The organism is Alkaliflexus imshenetskii DSM 15055, assembly GCF_000517065.1.
GTDB lineage: Bacteria > Bacteroidota > Bacteroidia > Bacteroidales > Marinilabiliaceae > Alkaliflexus > Alkaliflexus imshenetskii.
This window is the reverse complement of sequence record NZ_KI912105.1, coordinates 2,658,988-2,678,570: the sequence shown is the minus strand read 5'-3', so window position 1 is coordinate 2,678,570 and position 19,583 is coordinate 2,658,988. Positions and strand designations below refer to the sequence as shown.

The window sequence follows — 19,583 nt, the reverse complement described above, 5'->3', positions numbered from 1 at the left end:
AATATTTTACCACTGCACCATGCGATGCCGTAGTCTTATGCGGTGTTAATTCCCCTTTCAGGGTAGCTATCCCCCAGTTACAGGCAGGTTGCATACGCGTTACTCACCCGTGCGCCACTCTCAATAGTATTGCTACCATTTTACCGTTCGACTTGCATGTGTTAGGCCTGTCGCTAGCGTTCATCCTGAGCCAGGATCAAACTCTTCGTTGTAGAAAAGATTTTAATATGTTTTCCTGTGCTCCTCAAAGAAATTTTCGAAAGGACGTTGCTTGTTTTAACCTTGTTTCTTTTTTGGTATTGCATCAATATTTTCAAAGAACTTTTTCTTCCTGTTTCCCCACACAACAAACCGATGTCTGTCCTGCGTTTCGGGGCTGCAAAGATAAAGGATTTAATTTCTAAACTCCAAATGTTTTTCAAAGTTTTTTTGAGAAATGTTTTCCCTCTTAATAAACCTCTAAATCTTGCCGCTTGCTTCAATAATTGTCAGCTACAAACCGACTCCTCTTGTGCCTTTCCCCGTTTGGAAAGCGAGTGCAAAAGTAGACGTTCATCCTTTACGCTCCAAACTTTTTACACACTCTTTTGTATTAAAAAATGTAAAACGACTGATATGCAATGCACATACAAGAGTTATGAAAGGTTAAGTTTCTGTCAAAACATAAAAAATAACCGCCATTTATCGTAACTTTGCCGCTTCAAAATAAATAAGAAATATTTTATAATGACGCACAAATCCGGTTTTGTAAGTATCGTTGGCAATCCCAATGTTGGTAAATCTACCTTAATGAATCTGCTTGTTGGGGAAAGGCTCTCGATTATCACCTCAAAAGCACAAACCACAAGACATAAGATTATTGGCATAGTAAATCAGGACGACTATCAGGTTGTTTTTACAGACACCCCTGGTGTGCTTGAGCCCAATTATAAGCTTCAGGAATCGATGCTTAAGTTCAGCAAGTCTGCATTAACCGATGCCGACATCATTTTATATCTGACAGATACGGTTGAAACATCAGACAAAAATGAAAACTTTCTGAAAGAGGTTAGGAAAACCAACCTGCCGGTGATTGTGGCGATTAATAAAATTGATTTATCGACACAAGAGCATCTGGATGAACTGGCATCGAAATGGAAGGAGTTGATACCCGAGGCAGAGATATATCCCATTTCGGCCATGCATAAATTTAATGCCGACCGACTTTTCGCAAGAATATTGGAGTTGATACCCGAGTCGCCGCCTTACTTTGATAAGGATGCTTTAACAGATAAGCCTGAGCGCTTTTTCGTTTCGGAGATTATCCGCGAAAAGATTTTATTGTACTATCAGAAGGAGATTCCCTATTCGGTGGAGGTAGAGATAGAGCAATTTAAAGATACCGAGAAACAAGTTGACATCAATGCCATAATACATGTGGCACGCGACTCGCAAAAAGGCATCATTATAGGCCATCAGGGCAAAGCGCTTAAAAAACTTGGCACAGAAGCCCGGAAGGACATTGAGAAATTCATTGACAAAAAGGTGTTTTTGCGAATATTTGTGAAAGTTACTAAAGACTGGCGCGATCAGGATAATCTGTTACGCAACTTTGGTTATGAGCAGAAATAGGTAACTTTGGCTGCTGAAAAAAAGCGTTTTCAAGTCATATAAAGACCAGAAGGGTTTTGCGACTCGCATTTTAAATAATTGACAATTAACTTTTGGCAGTCGCGTTTATTAAGTAATAACAAGCCAATACATATAAATTAGATGAGTAGTATCGTTGCAATAGTAGGGCGTCCCAATGTTGGGAAGTCCACCCTTTTTAACCGTCTTACCAGTTCGCGCCATGCCATAGTAGATGAAATGTCTGGCGTAACAAGAGATCGCATATACGGCAAGGCCAACTGGAATGGTGTTGATTTTTCGGTAATTGACACAGGTGGGTATGCTGTAAATTCAGAGGATGTTTTTGAAGAAGCCATCCGCAGCCAGGTTTTAATTGCGATTGAGGAAGCAGACATGTTGCTGTTTGTGGTGGATGTAACCACCGGCATTACCGATTACGATGAAGGTGTGGCAGAGATAATCCGTCGCTCCGGTAAAAAGGCCTTCGTTGTGGTGAACAAAGTTGATACCAACGAAAGAATTCCCGAAGCAGCCTACTTCTATTCACTAGGTTTGGAAAATCTGTTTTCCATCTCGTCGATAAACGGAGCCGGAACCGGCGATTTGCTGGACGCGGTGGTTGAGGCATTACCAAAGAAGGAGTTGACGCTGAACGAAGATGAAGAAGAGCTGCCAAAATTTGCAGTGGTGGGACGTCCCAATGCCGGGAAATCATCAATTGTAAATGCATTTATCGGAGAAGACCGCAACATAGTTACGCCTGTATCAGGAACTACGCGCGACAGCATCCACACCCGCTACAACAAATTTGGTCACGACTTTCTGCTGATAGACACAGCCGGCATACGCAAGAAGACCAAAGTGCATGAAGATTTGGAGTTTTACTCGGTGATGCGTGCCGTACGTGCCATCGAAAACTCAGATGTCTGTTTGCTACTTATTGATGCTACCCGTGGGTTTGAAGGACAAGACCAGAAAATTTTCAGTCTGATTGAACGCAACAAAAAGGGGGTTGTAGTTGTGGTGAACAAATGGGATCTCATGGAGAAAGACAACCATACAGTGAAAAACTTCGAAGCCGAAGTCAGGTCAAAAACCGCTCCTTATGTTGATTACCCCATCGTATTTACCTCAGCAGTATCAAAACAACGGATTTTTAAAGCCCTTGAAGAGGCTGCAAGAGTTTTCGAGAATATGAAGCGTAAAGTTCCGACCTCACAACTTAACGAATATCTGTTACCACTTATTGGAGCCACGCCACCGCCGGCTACAAAAGGTAAATACATAAAAATCAAATTCATCACTCAGCTGCCATCCACCACGCCTTCATTTGCATTTTTCTGCAACCTGCCTCAGTATATTAAGGAGCCGTACAAACGCTTTCTGGAGAATAAAATACGTGGCAAATGGGATTTATCAGGAGTGCCAATCAACATTTTCATGCGAAAAAAATAAGCATGTAGAAGTTCTGAATTCAAAAAAAAGCCTGACAAACCAGCCATTTGTCAGGCATTTTTTTGTCCTGATGTACGCCCCAAAAGGCAATCCCAAAACATATCTGCCAATTGCGGGGGCAAAACCGCGTTAATCATCGCCATAATTGGTCTTTAGTACACGTGGCAAAAATGGATATGACAACTATATCATGTTATAAAAATTTAATAAATGGTTAGACGCGAATGGCATCACATCAAAAAAATAAAAAGTTTTACTATTTTTACGCGGTCTAAATAAGCTAACTAACCGCCATGCGCATACATGCCAATATGAAGATGACCGATTTGGTGCATCTCAACTTCGAGATACTAGCCGTAATTCAGCGCCTTCAGATTCCATTCGGGTTTAAGGATAAAACCATCACCTCAGTTTGTCAGGAGGCAGCCATTGATGTGGATTTTTTCCTTCAACTGGCGCAATGGTTCAACGAGCGTGATAATTTCCCGCAGGAAGAACTGATTCAAGGTGATCCGCAATGGTTAATCACCTACCTGCAACATACGCATAGATGCTATCTTCATTACCAAATACCACGAATTGAAAAGGAGATTGAACTACTCGAAGAGCTAACCGACATTCCGGATCAATCTGCCCGCTTGATGATACAATTTTTCAGAGAATACATCAGGGAGTTTACTGAGCACATAGAGGATGAAGAGTGCAGAACATTTCCATACATTACAGCACTTTCGAACGTAATAAAAGGTGAAATATCTTTAGCCGATTTTAAACAGAAATATCCCGATTACACTATTGATAAATATTTGGACAACCACAGTGATTTGGAGGAGAAAATTTTCGATTTGCAGTCCATTCTGTTAAAGTATCTGCCGCCACCATCCAACAACTGTCACTTCACGAACCTGTTGCTTGAGATATACCGCTTGGGGAAAGATTTAAAGGATCACACGTTGCTTGAAGAAAACGTGCTTATACCAAAAGTACGAAGAATGGAAGCAGAACTCAAAAATCGTGAATCCAATTAATAATTCAGGTTCGAATGATTAAGATATTGATAGTTGAACAATCCTATCTGGTAAGGAAAGGCCTGATTCAAATTTTGGAACAGTTTCCCGAAGTTACCCAGATTGAAGTGTTGGGCTCCCACATGGGGCTCAATGAAGTGTTGCATCATTTTGTGCCGGATATCCTAATCATCAACACCTCGATTGAAGCAGCACTGCCCGATCGCTCTTTCGAAAACGAAGTGGTTGATCCCTCAAAAATAATTCACCTTATTACGACACCGCTCCCACCGGGATCGCCATCCAATCAAATTTCCATCTACGACTCGAAATTAACCATTACTGAAAAGCTTACCCTTTGTGTGCGTCCGCTTGGAATGGATGATTCAGAAGAGCCCGAAAACTCCGAAGAGTTGACATCAAGAGAGAAGCTCATTTTGAAACATGTTGCTTTGGGCCAAACAAACAAAGAAATTGCCTCCAAACTTTTCATTAGCACCCATACGGTAATTTCGCACAGAAAGAACATCACCCGAAAACTTGACATTAAAAGTGTATCCGGACTTACGGTATATGCCATTCTAAATGGGATTATAAAGATGGATGACATCTCGTGAAAATGCAGAAAACAACAATGCCTCATATTGATTGACATGAGGCGTTGTTGTTTTAAAAAGTTCCGGAGGAACGATGCATTTTTACAAACGACCATGATATACCGAGCCTACAGCTCTCTTACAACATAGACTTCAGCACTTGTATGGACTAAAGTCCATCCTTACATAACAGATACGAGCCGATGTCTCTGGCATAAAAAGAACGAAAAAAACAGAGTTTATTGAAACCAATTTCAATAAACTCTATCAAATCTCAATAGATACAAGGCACACAGAGGTTTATACCAACTATTTTTTGCTATTATATCTGTTTTAATTAATCATGCTATCACTGTTTAATAACAGTATGAACCTCAAATGAATTGCCATAAGTAGCGCGAACAATATAGACACCTTTAAGCAGGCTTGATGTTGAAATGCCTGTACCTTCAGCAACCACTCCACGCATCACCATCTGTCCGGTAGAATTATATATCTCATAATTCACATCTACATGGCTCCCATCGCCTGTAATGTAAAGCAGATCTTTAAGAGGATTGGGAAATACCTGCATGATGCGCTGTTTGGCAGGGTCATTAATGGAGGAACCAACCATTTCGCGGAAAACGACACGATCAACATATACACATACAGAATTGGTTCCTGTGTAGAATTTCAGCTTGGCTGTAGCATCAGTAACTGTTGGACTAAACTCAAAACTGAATGATTGAGGCTCGGTTGTTAAACTAACATCATTCTGGAAATGAGTTGTCCAACTTCCACCTTCTTGCTGTACGGCCACTGCGATGTTACGTGGTGCATCGGCCTTGGCCTTGAATGAAATCTCATATTTCTTACCTGCCACAAAAGGCGCATTTTGTCGCACCTGCACATGCCAGTTTGCTGTACCGGTACTTGATGCACAGATTTGCAAGGCATAAGAACCTGACATATCCGTGTTCTCAATCGCAGCGATAGTGCCATTTGCACCGCTGTGATTCTGTATATCCCAGCCCATGGTGCCCATTTCGAAATCACCATTTATTAGCATATTGCTCGTTGGCTGATTGTCGGGCTCCTCACCAACAAAGGGAAAGCCAACATTGGGCTGGTTTGCCATGTAATTCTCGAGCCAAATCATGGCACTGCGTTTTGTTCCGTCGCTATTAAGCAGGCCGGTACCAGATATCCATGTTTGTCCTTCAACATATCCCCATAAAGAAATACCGGCAACTGCAGGATGCTCCCAAAACACCGGAAACACATTCTGATATGAACGCAATTGATTGGCCTCAGAAGCCGGTGAGCCACTTGCAATGTCAAATTCGGTAGCATATACCGGCACACCGCCTGAAGCCATCAAATCGATGCGCTGTTTCAACGTTGATGTAGCATTCCACATACCATAAATATTGAACGTGTGAGCCTGCGTTCCAAATCCGTCAATAAGTCCTCTATCGCGAAGTACTTTAATCACATCAAGCATCTCGTTAATGCCAGCAGGATTACTTTCCAGTTCAAAATCGTTCATCACCAATTTGGAGTTCGGAAAATAATGACGAGCCCTTTCAAACAACCAAATTGCCCAATCGTATCCAGTTTCTCCGGGGCCACCCATCCCGGCTCTGAAAATAGGAGTTCCAGCCGCATGTTCCTTTCCGTTGTAGGTAGTTAAATAAAGGTTCTCGTTTAGCACATCAATTTGATCCATGTATGGATATCTGGCAGCCATTTCGGCCATATAGTTATCAATTTCTGCCCTGAAAATTGTCACAAACGCCTCCATTTCTTCGTCGGTAGCAGTAACTTCAGGATCTTCAAGGCTTAAAGGATATATAGAATTTAACCACCCAGGGTACTGACTACCCCATGCAACGGCATGGTATCTGAATACTAAATTGTTGTTCTTGGCAAAATTATAGATATTGTCACCTGTTGTCCACCGCATTACATCTCTTGTACCTTCCACACTACCCCATTTGTGCGCATTTTCGGCAGTTACGCCATTCCACAAATCCAGGTAATCGGCACGAACACTACTTCCAGCGAGAATATTCCCAAGATACTTGCCCTTACCTGCGCTCATTCCTCGCTTAATAGCAGGCCGTGTACCTACGTGCAATAGTACCCCCGCAGAAGTGAAGGTTGCGCCAAGATTGTCTGTGGCACGAGCAGTAAGCCGATACTCCCCAACCTGCATATCCTCGAGCACAAACGAGTAGGTATGATTGACATGCGTTGCTGATTCGTGCACTTTTACATCGTCAACAAAAAACTCAACCTTTGAAACAGTGCCGGCAGGAAAAGAACCACCCACATCCGTAGAGTAAACTCTGAATACAATATCAGAGCCTTCCTGATAATAAGCATTGCTATGAGGATAGGTTATTACTGCCGATGGAGGAGTATTGTTTCCCCAGGGGCCATTGGCATGTATTTCGGAACAGAACAAACCAGACTGCCATATCAGCAGCAAAAAGACAAAAAGCAGGAGTGTGTAAACTTTTCTCATAATAGTAGTTAAAATAGTGAATAAGTGACTGTTCGCGCGCTAATATAACGCTTGTTGCAAATCTAAGAACAAAAGTTTAATAGATGTAATAATTAATAAAATAAATGCAAAAAACGAACACGTAAATCCACATGCTTTTATTTTCCAACGAGTTACACTTAGAAAAAATTACGATAACAGAACAGACCATATTAAATACTCCAAAACACAAAGAAAAATCTGATTAGAAGGAATGCAAAAACTTTCTATATTTGGGCGCACAAGAAATTAATCGAATGGCAATGTCAGAACCCACAAAGCAAGCCTTATCAGCGCCTCTAACGGAACGAATCACCGCTGCAATAATAGATTTAATAATTGCCGTAGGGCTCTGTTTTTTTCCGCGGGTTGGATGGATGTTTGGACTTATATATCACCTAATGCGTGACGCTTTGCCTTTCCTGAAAGGCCAGAGTTTTGGCAAGCACCTGCTTAAAATAAAAACGGTGGCATTGCCTCAAAACGAATCATTAACAGCCTATCCCGAGAAATCGGTAATAAGGGGACTTGTAACGCTAATACCCATTGTAAATCTCATTGACCTCTGGTTTTTGTTTTCGAAGGGCAAGCGACTGGCAGACAAATGGGCACACACGGATGTTATTTATAGCGAAGAGTCAGAAAAATAAGGGAGTTCTACGAAGAAAACCGAACCAACACCTTCGGTGGACTCAAACCATATTTCACCCCCTGCATTTTCAATGATACGTCGGGCAATGGCGAGTCCAAGTCCCATACCACCGGTTTTTGTAGTAAAACTGGGCACGAACAATTTACTGCGGATCTCTTCTGCTATTCCCTTGCCATTGTCGCTCACAGTAACTCGAGCCATTTCATCGTGTACAGAAATTTCCAGTTTTACAACACCTTTTAGCCCGGACGGGATTGCCTGAATGGCATTTTTTATCAGATTGTTAAAAACACCCAGCAACTGTTCGCCATCCGCCTTCACAAGAATCTCTTCACCTACCGTATTGTTCAACAAAATCTCAGTTTTGGTTGATTTTGAAAACAACATACAGCAATTCTCAACCTTTTCAACAAGATTTACAACTTCTACTTTTGCTGAAGGCATTTGCGCAAACTTACTAAACTCCGAGGCTATAGATGAAAGATTGTTAATTTGCTCTACCAGGGTATTGGTTACGCGTTTCAAATAGTCGTCAAAATCTTCAACCTTATCGTTCCAAGCACGTTGTAAATACTGAATACTCAGCTTCATTGGAGTTAAAGGATTCTTTATTTCATGGGCAATCTGTTTGGCCATTTCACGCCAGGCCAATTCTCGCTCGGTTTTGGCAAGTTTATCGGCACTCACTGCCAACTCCTCAACCATACGGTTGTACTCTTGAACCAACTCTCCAATTTCATCGTCGGCCTTATAATCAATCTTCTCATTTAATCTATCCAGTTTGATGCGTGAAATCCTATCCTGCAACATGAGCAAGGGGCGTGTAATCTGTCTGGCCAGAAAAACCGCCAGCCCAATTACCAGAAATGAGAACATCAGGTAAAAATTGATAACAGTAACAATTACAGAGGACACCTCCTCACGTAACTCATTGTTTCCCACAAAGTATGGAAGATTCACAAAGCCTGCCAACCGGTTGTCATTTGAGAGAACCGGCACATAAAAGGAAGTATATCTTAAGTTTCCGATGCGCTCTTCATCCAGAAAACGCACGGCATCTGTATAGGCCAGACTAAAATAGGCTCTGGGATTCATTTGCAATCCGGCCAACCCGTTTCTGAATAGCTCGGGTCGCGATGTTCCTATTAACTTTCCGTCGATTCCATATAGATTTATATCGCAATAAAATACGTTGGATATCATCTGTAGCTGATAATTAAGATACTCTTCGGGACTTGAAGTTTCAGGTCCGTCAAAACCAATCTTATACTCCAACTCGAGCAATACAGACTGGATTTTATTCTCAAGCAACTCAAGATGCTTACGCTTAAATTGCTGCACAGTATAATAGACGGTACCCGTTGCTACTATAATCAGCATAACCAGCATTAATAATACAAACGCCACTTGAATCCGCTTTTGAATGGAAAGCCGGACAGAAAACCCTGTGGATCGCCATTGAAGCAGCAGTATGATTATAGAACCAGCAAAAAAGAAAATGATAAAAAAGATTGAAAATGCCATGAACACATCCGAAACGGTATAATCCTTTCGGCTTAATAGCACTGTAGTATTCTCATCGGGTTGATAAACAAGATGAGAATAATCGCCCTCTTTGAGAAACACCTTATCATTTAAAACCGTTTTATAATGATGAGATTCGCTTTTATAGGGATAGTCGCCGGAGCGTTTTACCAGCCGCCCATTGATATATTTGGCATGTGAATACTCGTTAAACAACCTGAGGCGAGCCTGTTCCCGATCACTGATAAGTAACTCAGGGTATCCCAGACCTTCAAAAAAAGCTTTGGAATGTAACTCAATAAACAAAGATGTTTCACGAACCGGATCGTTTGGAAAAAACCGAAAAACACCAAAATAGGATACCCGGCCATTGTGATTGTCTAGATAATGAAAGTGATTGCTACCAGGAATTGTGTAACCAAAACCATCGAGCAACTGAAAAAAATAGTTATAACAGTTGCGCACCTCTCCCGTTTCCTGAATAAACAGATCACCCTGCGGCCAGCAGGGAATTATCTGCATCTCATACCTACCCCAATATCCATAAAAGTAAAATTTCACCAGATGGTTGCGTATGGCATCAGGGTCTAAATCGGGCTGTGCAAGCAGACGCATTAATGTGGCATCGTTTGATATCTGTTTTTCAATTTCGGAAAGGTACATTTCAGCTACCGGATCCTCATCGCGCATCAACTGAAATGAAAGATTCTCGACCAACAATTCGCGATTTGACTCCTCCTTTCGTATGGTCATATCCATCATCACCATGCCCGCATATACAGCAAAGAGACCGGCAAACCAAAGATAGGTTGAATAAGAATGTGCCAGATGGGGCTTACGTCGAAGAAATATAAGCATACTTCCTGCCAACAGAAAAAACACAAAGGCCCAATCACTCTCACCCACTCCGACTCCGCCAAACACAAACGCTAAAAGAATGGAAACACCAAGCACTGTAGCAAACAAGCTCAAACGGTTCAGATGCACCACGAACATCAGCACAACACGCTCAAAAACCAGCAATAACGAGAGCAGCAAAAAAGCTACCATCACGATTTTAACCAAGGCCACCAAATCCATATCGATAACCTTAACGAGAATCATGGAGCCAGAAGAGTGCTCTGCAAGCAAATAGAGCAGTCGACTAATGTATATAAGATAAAACGCACACAAAATTAAAAACAGGAACAGTGCCAATAGCAAGGAAGGTTTAGACAACCTCCCAGACCGGAATACAACCGGTAAACGAAAGAACTTAAAAAACCAGAAACATACAGAGAACAGAAGAAAAACGTATAAAAGAAAGTGGCCCAGCGAGGGTAGCCATGCCGACATGGCAAAATGTACCGGAGAAAACAGCTCCTGCTCCTGAATAACCGAAAGGCCAACCCGCCAAATCAACATATAGTATATGAGGCCATAAACCACTGAAGATGCCACCCACAAGAGGTTTATCCAATTCCGATACCTGAAATGCCGCTGAAGGTAATAGATAAACACCCAAAAGGCGACAAGTCCCAGCAAAAAAGAGATACCTGACAGAACCAACAGAATGGACTGCTTTGTCTGCGAACCAGCAGGAATAAAGCTGAAAAGGAAGTTACCGGCCTCGTCCCTGACAGGCACATAATCAGGTGATTGCTCACGGCTAATCATCACTGATGATTCCAGGCCAAAGCGCGAAGGAAAGCCATCCTGCAAAAACTGGTTTTGATAAGGGAACTCATGCTTTAACAATGTGAACCCAACTGCCAGAACCTGCCCATGCTGTTTAAATGCGGTAAGATACCAGCCATTGTCGAGACGTACCAGCTGATGTTTAAAATACTGCGGATTTATGCCATCAACAGGCAATAACCTGTTACTCCATGCCACGAGTTCGAACCCCTGAAACACCAACACATCCATGTTGCGAAACTGAAGAGAATCCATACCCCTCCATAAATCTTCATGTGACGTGTAAGATTCAAGCGGCATCCGCTCCAATTGCGACAACATGGCCGTTCTGCTTGAGTTCACGAGCCGCTCTATTTTGTCGGCATTAAAATCACGAACGGGTCGCAAGCCTGCGTAGTGGCGCATGCTTCCTCCCAATATGATGAACAATGCAAAGAAAATGAGTGATATAAATATGGTGCGGGTGTACTGTTGCATAGGTTGAAAAAATGTATCAGAAATTAATCATGATGATAAGGTTCATTGTTTAAAATTGACATTGCCCGGTATAGCTGCTCTGCAAATATCAATCGCACCATTTGATGGGAGAACGTCATTCGCGAAAGCCCCAATTTATGGTCGGCACGAGCATACACAGCATCTGAAAATCCATACGCTCCACCAATGACGAAAAAGAGGTTACGCACCCCGCCAACCATCTGCTTTTCCACAAAAGAAGAGAACTCACGCGATGTTAACTGTTTCCCATTTTCATCTAGCAACACCAAAATATCTCCAGCCGACACCTGCTTTAAAATCAGCTCCCCTTCTTTCTCCTTAACAATAGTTTCAGTGGTATTTTTACCCTTTTTTATGTCTGCAATCACCATATCCTGAAAAGGGATGTATCTGGTGATACGTTTAAAATACTCAGCAATTCCTGTACCAAGCCAGGCCTCGTCTGTGCGTCCAATCATTAAGAGGTGCGTTTTCATCTGTTTAAAATTTGTTTTTTAGTTCCCATACGCAACACGCCACTTAATCATTCCTATGATTGAGAAAGGTTTGCTCATGACTCGTTTCGTCTCTATTTTTGCTATTCAAATCCTAATTTTATTGAAAAAACGAACAAATCTGAATGGGTAACAACATAAAAAAGCACCAATCAAGCCCCCCATATTCAAATAAGTTCGTTTATTTGCAGGATAAATACCTTGTAAATACTGACAGGATGCAATAATCTGATAATTCTACATTCCAAAAAGTATTCGGGTAAAACCAGTAAGAATACGCAAAGCATCAGCAAAAAACAAAAATAAGAAACCCTATCCAAATTTATGGTTTAGTTTTTGTACCTTCAAATTGAACTATACGAAACATGTGTATGCATTTCTCGTATAAAGCAGTTGATAGAAACTAAGCCTTATGTGCAGGATCGTTTTTACACTGCATCAGAAAAACCAAAATAATCGTTTCATGAAAACGCTAAAAACTATTTTAATGATAACCGGCATGCTGCTAATTGGAATTGTTAGCGGCCATGCGCAATCAGAAGGTAAGTTGCCCGAGGCAATTACTGCAGCTACCCGAAATGGCGATGCATTTGAGCTGGCATCATACTTCAACAATAAAGTTGAATTGGTGCTTCCGTCCAAATCAGGTGTTTTCAGTAAAGAGCAGGCCCAGTTCCTTATAAAGGATTTCTTCGACAATTACCCACCAGTATCCTTTCAGGTGATACATCAGGGAATTCGCGAAAACGCCACTTTTGCCATTGGCAGGTATAATTACAACAGGGGACAGTTCCGCATTCTGTTTCTCACAAAAACCACAGGTAACCAAACACTTATACATCAACTCAGAGTAGAAAAGCAAGATGAATAAACGTGTACTCCGGAAGTTTATAAACGATGCACTTGATGAAGATATAGGAGATGGCGACCACTCTTCAATGGCTTGTATACCGCCTGATGCCAAGGGTAAAGCGGCTCTTCTGGTAAAAGAGAATGGCGTTCTGGCCGGCGTAGAGGTGGCAATGGCGATATTCCGCGAAGTAGAACCTGACATTAAAATTGAGCAGATACTTTCGGATGGCGATGGTATAAAGCCGGGCGATGTTGCTTTCACGGTAGAAGGCACCGTATGGACGCTGTTAAAAGCAGAGCGACTGGCACTTAACGTGATGCAGCGAATGAGTGGCATTGCCACCCGCACCCGTCAGTATGTTGACGAACTTAACGGACTACAGACTAAAATTCTGGACACCCGCAAAACCACACCGGGGATGCGCTTTTTAGAGAAAGAAGCTGTTAAAATTGGCGGAGGCAAAAACCATCGTTTTGGGCTTTATGACATGATAATGCTCAAAGACAACCACATAGATTTTGCGGGAGGTATCGAAAAAGCCATTCTGTCGGCAAACAACTACATAAACAAGGCCGGGAAGAATCTGAAAATAGAGGTGGAAGTTCGAAATTTGGAGGAGCTAAACGAGGTTTTGCGAGTGGGTCAGGTAAACAGAATCATGCTCGATAATTTTGATGTAGCCACCACGCGGGAGGCAGTAAAATTAATAAACGGGCGCTTCGAAACGGAATCATCCGGAGCTATCACTCTAGAGACCATTAGAGCCTATGCCGAAACCGGAGTTGACTACATTTCGGTTGGGGCGTTGACGCATCACATCAAAAGCCTGGATTTAAGTCTTAAAGCAATGGATTAACCACAATACAACACAAAATTGAGCGCCGATGCATATTTGACAATGCACCGGCGCTCTATTTTTAAGGATATAATCAACCGAATTACTCCACCGCACCCTCCTCCTCATCGGAATCGGCGGTACCATCCAGAAGCTTCACCGTTTCACCGGCCGGAAGTTGCTCCACCCTTTTCAATTTTGACATGAGCATCCGTGTTCGCGTACCCACCAAAGCATCAAGCTCCTTGTCCGCTTCATTAATCTTCTTTCTGGCCTTTTCCAGCACCTCGCCAAACTTACCAAACTCCGTTTTCACGGCTCCAAGAATTTGCCAAACTTCACTGCTGCGTTTTTGAATGGCGAGCGTTTTGAAGCCCATTTGCAAACTGTTCAGCATGGCAGCAAGGGTGGTTGGCCCGGTGACGATAATTTTAAACTCGCCTTGCAATTGCGCAATAAGTTCAGGTTGGCGAACCACTTCGGCATACAATCCCTCAACAGGTAAAAACATGATGCCAAAATCAGTTGTGTTTGGAGGATCGATATACTTATCGCGGATGTCGCGTGCATTCTTTTTAATAGACTGCACCAGACGCTTACTCTCGACATCAATAGCCAGCTTATCGCCCAACTCAAAAGCAGTTTGGAGACGTAAATAATCCTCCTGCGGAAACTTCGCATCAATGGGCAGATACACCACATTGCCGGAATCGTCCTTACCGGGCAGCTTAATGGCATACTCCACATGATCGCCAGAACCCTGTTTGGTTTTCACATTGGCATCATACTGCTCGGGCGCCATAATCTGTTCCAGGATATTGCCAAGTTGAATCTCGCCCAACACACCTCTGGTTTTTACATTGGTGAGCACTTTCTTTAAATCGCCTACGCCATTTGCAAGAGTTTGCATTTCGCCAAGCCCCTTTTGTACCGCTTCCAGACGTTCGCTCACCAGTTTAAATGACTGCCCAAGCCTGTCTTCCAAAGTTTTATGCAGCTTCTCATCAACCGTTTCACGCATTTTTTCCAGTTTCAGCTCAGTAGATTTCACCAGCTCATCCTGACGGCGAGCCATGTCATCGAACTTCTGTTTCTGAAGATCATTAAAGTCGCGTACATTTTTAGAAAATGTATCCTGAAACTGCTGCAACGACTTTCCTAGTTCCTCACGGCTAACACGCGCATTAACAGTCATCGCCTCATTCATTGCAGCGAGTTTCTCCTCGATTTTTTGAGTTAACTGAGTCAAGTTTCCCGACAACTCCTCCCTATCCTCACGCGCATTTTTATGGATGCCTTCATTTATAGCATTAAGTTTTTCTTCGAGTTTAATGGTAAGCCGATCGATGCCGCCCAAAAGCTCCTCCCTGTTTTGCTTGAGACCCAACGAAAATTCGGCACGATTCTCCATTAACTCAGCCTGAATCAGACTACCTAGCCGATCCATTATTTCATTGTTTTTATTAGCTGTAGGTTTGAAAATAATAATAACCAGCAAACCAATACAGAGAACCAAAAGTGCCAATAATAATATATCCATATTTCAACTATTTTATTTGCAAATAAAAGGATTGCGAAAGACAAACAGTGTCAAATTTAAAAATAATAGTTCCAATATTCGACAATCAAGCTTTAAAGGTAGGTTGTGAGACCAAAATAAAAATCCGGACTAAAATATTTATCTTCCATATTAACAGAATAATAGAGATAAGCAACAGCCTGTAGATGAACAAAATCCTTTTCAAAGAGTTATATTTAGTTTAGAAATAACAAGGTAGAACACTATCAGTTTCACATTAATAAAAATATTGTTGCATATCATGTGAAATCAGCTTAATATTGAAGTCTGTAACTTAAACTTATTAACTTTAAAACAAAACTGATTATGAGCAAATTAAGACAACTGTTTATGTTGGCAGCTGTGGCATCAATGATACTTTCAGGATGCTCATCGCTAAGTAACACGCAAAAAGGTGCCATGATAGGTACTGCTGCTGGTGCTGCTGCCGGAGCCATTGTAGGCCGTACAGCAGGTAACACAGCTGTGGGAACTGTAGTAGGAGCTACCGTAGGAGGAGTTACCGGAGCCATCATTGGCAATAAAATGGATAAACAAGCTGAAGAGATGAAGGCCAAAATGCCTGACGCTACAGTGGAAAGAGTGGGTGAAGGCATCATTGTTGAGCTAAGCAGCGCCATCCTTTTTGGATTTGACAGCGCTGATCTTTCTGCTCAAGCCAAAACCAATCTTGACCAGATGATAACCGTTTTCAAAGCATATCCCGACACCGACATCGAAGTTCAGGGACATACTGACGGTACTGGTTCAGCAGCCTACAATCAGCGTTTGTCAGAACGCCGTGCCAAATCGGTTACCGACTATCTGGTATCGAAGGGTATCTCAACTGCCAGACTGCAAACCGTTGGATATGGACTTACTTCTCCTAAGTATTCGAATGATACAGAAGAAGGCCGTGTACAGAACCGTCGCGTTGAGTTTGTAATTACAGCGAACGAAAAAATGAGAGCCGAAGCAGAAGCTGAAGCAGCTAAATAGTAATCATTTTTATTTTCCTTAACTAACACTTTTAATCATCATGAAAAAACTATCAGCAATTTTAACCGTTGCCATGCTTTTGGCACTACCTGCCTTACAAGCACAAACAACTTTTGGAGTAAGAGGTGGCGTAAACTTTTCAAACCAAACCATTAAAGGTGGAGGCATTGAACTTGATACAAAAATGCTTACAGGATTTAATATCGGAGTTGATTTGGAAGTTCCAGTAGCTCCTGATTTCTATTTCCAACCAGGTCTGTTATTCACCACAAAAGGGATGAAGTATGAAATGATGGGCGATGATATCACCACCAAATTAAACTATCTTGAAGTTCCTTTAAATCTTCTTTACAAACCATTGCTTGGTGAAGGCAACCTGATTCTTGCTTTTGGTCCCTATTTGGCTTATGGAATTGGAGGCAAAGCCAAATTCGGAAATGAAACAGAGGATATCAAATTTGGAAAAGATGAGGATTACAAACCATTCGACATGGGAGGTAATCTATCATTCGGATATATGTTTAGTGGAGGTTTCTCTGTTCAGTTTAACACCCAACTTGGCCTTATTAACATTGCTCCTGAAGATTCTGGAGATGTAACAATGAAAAACAGCGGCTTTGGTCTTTCAGTGGGATACCGCTTCTAACAAGTAAACTTAAATTATAAAAAAGGTGCCGGAGTTGATTCTGGCACCTTTTTTTGTTAGTTCTGATTTTTTAAAAAAAACACCATAAACCAATACTATTTACCGTTATAGCTCCTTATTTTCATTATTGCTAACATCAATATCCAAGTGGGGTATATGCGCTTTTTTGTGATAATTAAAATTAAAAGAGTTATTGCAAGAGTACAATTCAATAAGGAGAGTGATTGAGAACCATTATTTGCAGCGTCACTTTTCAGTTAACCTTAATAGAAATCGAAAAACAGACACCTAGAAAAAATTACGTTGAGATTGAATCACTTCAATATTTTGGCTACACAATTACACCAAGTTGAACTTTGTAGGTATATTTAATATTGCTTTCTTTGCTTTGTTACAAAATAATCATTTCTTATTTACCTTAACTAAACACATTTGATCATTATGACAAAGCTATCAGCTGTTTTTATTGTTGCCATGCTTTTGGCACTACCTACCGCGCAAGCGCAACCTACTGTAGGGATAAGCGCAGGAGTTAACTTTTCGAACTAATCCATCAATTTTGGCGGCTTAAAACTTGACACAAAAGCTCGTACAGGATTTAACCTCGGTTTTGATATGGAAATACCGGTAGTTTCAGATATATACATCCAACCGGGTCTGTTATTCAATTCTAAAGTAATGGTATCATCTTTCCTAGATCAGGAAATAGAACATCGTTTGAACTATTTTGAGATACCTCTAAGCTTTTTGTACAAACCAATGCTTGGTGGGGGCAATCTGATTCTTGGCTTTGGCCCCTATTTGGCTTATGGAATTGGAGGTCATAAATCTGATAAAGATCGTAATGGTGAGGATATCTATTTCGGAAAAAATAAGGACTATAAACCCTTTGATATGGGAGGTAATCTATTACTAGGCTACATGTTAAAAAATGGTCTCTTTGCTCAGTTTAAAGCCCAATTAGGTTTGAAAAATATTGCTCCTGAAGATTATGAAGGTGTAATAATTAGAAACAACGGCTTTGGTCTTTCAGTAGGATACCGCTTCTAATAAACAAGTAAACTTAAATTATAAAAAAGGTGCCGGAGTTGATTCTGGCACCTTTTTTTTGTTAGTTAACTTCGAGAAACTCTTTGACAGCTCCGAGAAAGTATTCAGTCCATCCTTGGGCAATATCTTCAAAATCCTCTGACGGAATGTTGGTGTGTGACACATCAACCTGCACTTTGCCGGCATCTTTAAATAACTTAATTGTAACGATAGAAGGCTCAGTCTGATCGCCAAAAAACCATTGCTGCACAATTTTGGCTCCTGGAATCAACTCCAAAACTACCCCTTCTATGTCGCCATCCCAAAGAGAGAATTCTCCTCCTGGTTCAGTTGGCATAACAGCTGGATAGCCAGACCATAATTCAATGGTAAAGGGGTTAGTAAAAGCGGCATAAACATCATCCAGTTCAGCCTTTATCTTAATGCGCGTTTTAAAATCCTTAAGTGTCATAATCAGATATTTCAAGTTATAAAGATAAGGGTTTTGTTGATGAATGCACCATACACATACCTTACAGGGGCATAATTTCAAAAAGGCCTGCATCCAAATGGAAGCAGGCCTTTTCTTCTGTATAACCTAAAACACAGTGCAAACTAACAAATCTCTACTTATAATCTACGGTTATTGTTTCTATAGAACCATCGGCACGGTGAACGAGGTCAGCAAAGCGTACGCTTCTTAACCAGGTTTTTCCGGAAGGCTGACTATCGTGGAAAAAGAGATACCATTTATCTTTAAACTCTACAATACCGTGGTGCGTAGTCCAACCGATTACCGGATTAAGAATCACACCTTTGTAGGTGAATGGCCCGTATGGGTTGTCACCAATTGCGTAGCAAAGTTTGTGGGTATTTCCGGTAGAGTATGAAAAATAGTACTTGCCATTGTATTTGTGCATCCATGAGGCTTCAAAGAAGCGACGATCATGATCTCCGGCTGTCAACGGCTTACCGTTCTCATCCAAAATAACCAGGTCGCGTGGTTCTTCTTTAAAATCGAGCATATCATCGCTCATCTTCACCACTTTTGCACAAAGTGCAGGCTCATTGTCGGCAGGCTCATGACCACACTCTATGGCTTTGTTGTTACGATAGCGCTGCAACTGGCCACCCCACAAACCGCCAAAAAACATATAATGCGTACCGTCATCGTCCTGAAACAAGCAAGGGTCGATGGAATAACTACCTTTTATCGGATTGGCTTCAGGGATAAATGGCCCCTCGGGCTTGTCGCTAATGGCTACCCCAAGGCGGAAAATGTCGTTTTTATCCTTTAAAGGGAAATAGAGATAATATTTTCCGTTTTTAAAGGCTACATCGCTATCCCAGAGCTGACGTCCGGCCCAAGGAATATCTTTCACATCAAGCACTTTGCCATGGTCGGTAATAGGACCATCCACATCGTCCATTGAGAAAACGTGATAATCTCTCATGTCGAAGTGATCACCCAGATCATTCTCAGGAATGCCTGCATCAATGTCGTGCGAAGGATAGATGTACAAGCGTCCGTTGAACACATGAACAGCAGGGTCGGCAATGTACATATCCTTAACCAAATGTCCTCTAATCATAATCCTGATATTTTAATGATGATACAA

At 41.6% G+C, this 19,583-nt stretch carries 16 protein-coding genes and 1 other annotated feature (1 of these 17 running past the window's edge); of the genes, 10 read left to right on the top strand and 6 right to left on the bottom strand.

Annotated features, from left to right (window positions below):
* Positions 1–212: a sequence feature (mutual gap in cmsearch alignment for this rRNA model is longer than 100), on the bottom strand (it extends 1,072 nt beyond the left edge of the window).
* 514 nt (positions 213–726) lie between these two features.
* The 4 genes from era (at position 727) to ALKIM_RS0111295 (ending at position 4,690) form a co-directional block, all read left to right on the top strand.
* Positions 727–1,611 carry a GTPase Era gene (gene era, locus ALKIM_RS0111310; RefSeq protein ID WP_026474754.1) on the top strand — a complete coding sequence of 295 codons (885 nt, stop codon included), beginning with the start codon at positions 727–729 and terminating at the stop codon, positions 1,609–1,611.
* 141 nt (positions 1,612–1,752) lie between these two features.
* Positions 1,753–3,066 (top strand): ribosome biogenesis GTPase Der, encoded by a 1,314-nt coding sequence (gene der, locus ALKIM_RS0111305; protein WP_026474753.1) that lies wholly within the window; start codon positions 1,753–1,755, stop codon positions 3,064–3,066.
* A 293-nt stretch (positions 3,067–3,359) separates the two neighbouring features.
* The gene (locus ALKIM_RS0111300) at positions 3,360–4,094 is read left to right on the top strand and encodes a hemerythrin domain-containing protein (RefSeq protein ID WP_026474752.1); all 735 of its coding nucleotides are present in this window, start codon (positions 3,360–3,362) and stop codon (positions 4,092–4,094) included.
* 14 nt (positions 4,095–4,108) lie between these two features.
* Positions 4,109–4,690 (top strand): response regulator transcription factor, encoded by a 582-nt coding sequence (locus ALKIM_RS0111295; protein WP_026474751.1) that lies wholly within the window; start codon positions 4,109–4,111, stop codon positions 4,688–4,690.
* A gap of 328 nt (positions 4,691–5,018) precedes the next feature.
* Here the strand turns inward: ALKIM_RS0111295 and ALKIM_RS19335 are convergent, their stop codons facing one another.
* Positions 5,019–7,181, bottom strand: coding sequence for an endo-1,4-beta-xylanase (locus ALKIM_RS19335; RefSeq protein WP_052345527.1), 2,163 nt, complete (start codon positions 7,179–7,181; stop codon positions 5,019–5,021).
* A gap of 281 nt (positions 7,182–7,462) precedes the next feature.
* On the opposite strand from ALKIM_RS19335, the gene ALKIM_RS0111285 reads away from it, so the two are divergent.
* The gene (locus tag ALKIM_RS0111285) at positions 7,463–7,849 is read left to right on the top strand and encodes an RDD family protein (protein ID WP_026474750.1); all 387 of its coding nucleotides are present in this window, start codon (positions 7,463–7,465) and stop codon (positions 7,847–7,849) included.
* On the opposite strand, the gene ALKIM_RS18320 is transcribed toward ALKIM_RS0111285, so the two are convergent.
* The gene (locus tag ALKIM_RS18320; RefSeq protein ID WP_235714408.1) at positions 7,825–11,529 is read right to left on the bottom strand and encodes a sensor histidine kinase; all 3,705 of its coding nucleotides are present in this window, start codon (positions 11,527–11,529) and stop codon (positions 7,825–7,827) included. The two genes, ALKIM_RS0111285 and ALKIM_RS18320, sit on opposite strands and share 25 nt — an antisense overlap.
* Positions 11,530–11,552: 23 nt before the next feature.
* Complete coding sequence (gene rlmH / locus ALKIM_RS0111275; RefSeq protein ID WP_026474749.1) at positions 11,553–12,026, bottom strand: 23S rRNA (pseudouridine(1915)-N(3))-methyltransferase RlmH; 474 nt, start codon at positions 12,024–12,026, stop codon at positions 11,553–11,555.
* Between the two features lie 481 nt (positions 12,027–12,507).
* Between rlmH and ALKIM_RS0111270 the strand changes: the two genes are divergently transcribed.
* Positions 12,508–12,915 (top strand): DUF4783 domain-containing protein, encoded by a 408-nt coding sequence (locus ALKIM_RS0111270; RefSeq protein WP_026474748.1) that lies wholly within the window; start codon positions 12,508–12,510, stop codon positions 12,913–12,915.
* Positions 12,908–13,753 carry a carboxylating nicotinate-nucleotide diphosphorylase gene (gene nadC / locus ALKIM_RS0111265; protein WP_026474747.1) on the top strand — a complete coding sequence of 282 codons (846 nt, stop codon included), beginning with the start codon at positions 12,908–12,910 and terminating at the stop codon, positions 13,751–13,753. The genes ALKIM_RS0111270 and nadC overlap by 8 nt, the downstream gene beginning before the upstream one ends.
* Before the next feature lie 82 nt (positions 13,754–13,835).
* Here nadC and rmuC read toward each other — a convergent pair whose 3' ends face one another.
* Positions 13,836–15,272 carry a DNA recombination protein RmuC gene (rmuC, locus tag ALKIM_RS18315; RefSeq protein WP_044117903.1) on the bottom strand — a complete coding sequence of 479 codons (1,437 nt, stop codon included), beginning with the start codon at positions 15,270–15,272 and terminating at the stop codon, positions 13,836–13,838.
* Between the two features lie 345 nt (positions 15,273–15,617).
* Here rmuC and ALKIM_RS0111255 point away from each other — a divergent pair, with 345 nt between their 5' ends.
* From ALKIM_RS0111255 to ALKIM_RS0111245, 3 genes are all read left to right on the top strand, one after another.
* On the top strand, positions 15,618–16,289 hold the full coding sequence (locus tag ALKIM_RS0111255) for an OmpA family protein (protein ID WP_026474746.1): 672 nt from the start codon (positions 15,618–15,620) through the stop codon (positions 16,287–16,289).
* 40 nt (positions 16,290–16,329) lie between these two features.
* Positions 16,330–16,935: a porin family protein gene (locus ALKIM_RS0111250; protein WP_026474745.1), complete on the top strand. Its 606-nt coding sequence runs from the start codon at positions 16,330–16,332 to the stop codon at positions 16,933–16,935.
* Between the two features lie 552 nt (positions 16,936–17,487).
* Positions 17,488–17,985 carry a PorT family protein gene (locus tag ALKIM_RS0111245; protein WP_262480546.1) on the top strand — a complete coding sequence of 166 codons (498 nt, stop codon included), beginning with the start codon at positions 17,488–17,490 and terminating at the stop codon, positions 17,983–17,985.
* A gap of 61 nt (positions 17,986–18,046) precedes the next feature.
* Here ALKIM_RS0111245 and ALKIM_RS0111240 read toward each other — a convergent pair whose 3' ends face one another.
* Positions 18,047–18,436, bottom strand: a complete 390-nt coding sequence (locus tag ALKIM_RS0111240) for an SRPBCC domain-containing protein (RefSeq protein ID WP_044117902.1) — start codon at positions 18,434–18,436, stop codon at positions 18,047–18,049.
* Positions 18,437–18,590: 154 nt separating this feature from the next.
* A complete protein-coding gene (locus tag ALKIM_RS0111235) occupies positions 18,591–19,556 on the bottom strand; it encodes a glycoside hydrolase family 43 protein (RefSeq protein WP_026474742.1) in 966 nt (321 codons plus the stop codon).
* Positions 19,557–19,583: the final 27 nt, after the last annotated feature.

What these genes read in the sequence shown, in the direction of transcription:
- ALKIM_RS18320 (WP_235714408.1), bottom strand. Translation starts at nt 11,529, where the DNA reads ATGCAACAGTACACCCGCACCATATTTATATCACTCATTTTCTTTGCA.
- ALKIM_RS0111240 (WP_044117902.1), bottom strand. Translation starts at nt 18,436, where the DNA reads ATGACACTTAAGGATTTTAAAACGCGCATTAAGATAAAGGCTGAACTG.
- ALKIM_RS0111250 (WP_026474745.1), top strand. Translation starts at nt 16,330, where the DNA reads ATGAAAAAACTATCAGCAATTTTAACCGTTGCCATGCTTTTGGCACTA.
- ALKIM_RS0111300 (WP_026474752.1), top strand. Translation starts at nt 3,360, where the DNA reads ATGCGCATACATGCCAATATGAAGATGACCGATTTGGTGCATCTCAAC.
- der (WP_026474753.1), top strand. Translation starts at nt 1,753, where the DNA reads ATGAGTAGTATCGTTGCAATAGTAGGGCGTCCCAATGTTGGGAAGTCC.
- ALKIM_RS0111270 (WP_026474748.1), top strand. Translation starts at nt 12,508, where the DNA reads ATGAAAACGCTAAAAACTATTTTAATGATAACCGGCATGCTGCTAATT.
- ALKIM_RS0111235 (WP_026474742.1), bottom strand. Translation starts at nt 19,556, where the DNA reads ATGATTAGAGGACATTTGGTTAAGGATATGTACATTGCCGACCCTGCT.
- rlmH (WP_026474749.1), bottom strand. Translation starts at nt 12,026, where the DNA reads ATGAAAACGCACCTCTTAATGATTGGACGCACAGACGAGGCCTGGCTT.
- ALKIM_RS0111295 (WP_026474751.1), top strand. Translation starts at nt 4,109, where the DNA reads ATGATTAAGATATTGATAGTTGAACAATCCTATCTGGTAAGGAAAGGC.
- ALKIM_RS0111255 (WP_026474746.1), top strand. Translation starts at nt 15,618, where the DNA reads ATGAGCAAATTAAGACAACTGTTTATGTTGGCAGCTGTGGCATCAATG.
- nadC (WP_026474747.1), top strand. Translation starts at nt 12,908, where the DNA reads ATGAATAAACGTGTACTCCGGAAGTTTATAAACGATGCACTTGATGAA.
- era (WP_026474754.1), top strand. Translation starts at nt 727, where the DNA reads ATGACGCACAAATCCGGTTTTGTAAGTATCGTTGGCAATCCCAATGTT.
- rmuC (WP_044117903.1), bottom strand. Translation starts at nt 15,272, where the DNA reads ATGGATATATTATTATTGGCACTTTTGGTTCTCTGTATTGGTTTGCTG.
- ALKIM_RS19335 (WP_052345527.1), bottom strand. Translation starts at nt 7,181, where the DNA reads ATGAGAAAAGTTTACACACTCCTGCTTTTTGTCTTTTTGCTGCTGATA.
- ALKIM_RS0111285 (WP_026474750.1), top strand. Translation starts at nt 7,463, where the DNA reads ATGTCAGAACCCACAAAGCAAGCCTTATCAGCGCCTCTAACGGAACGA.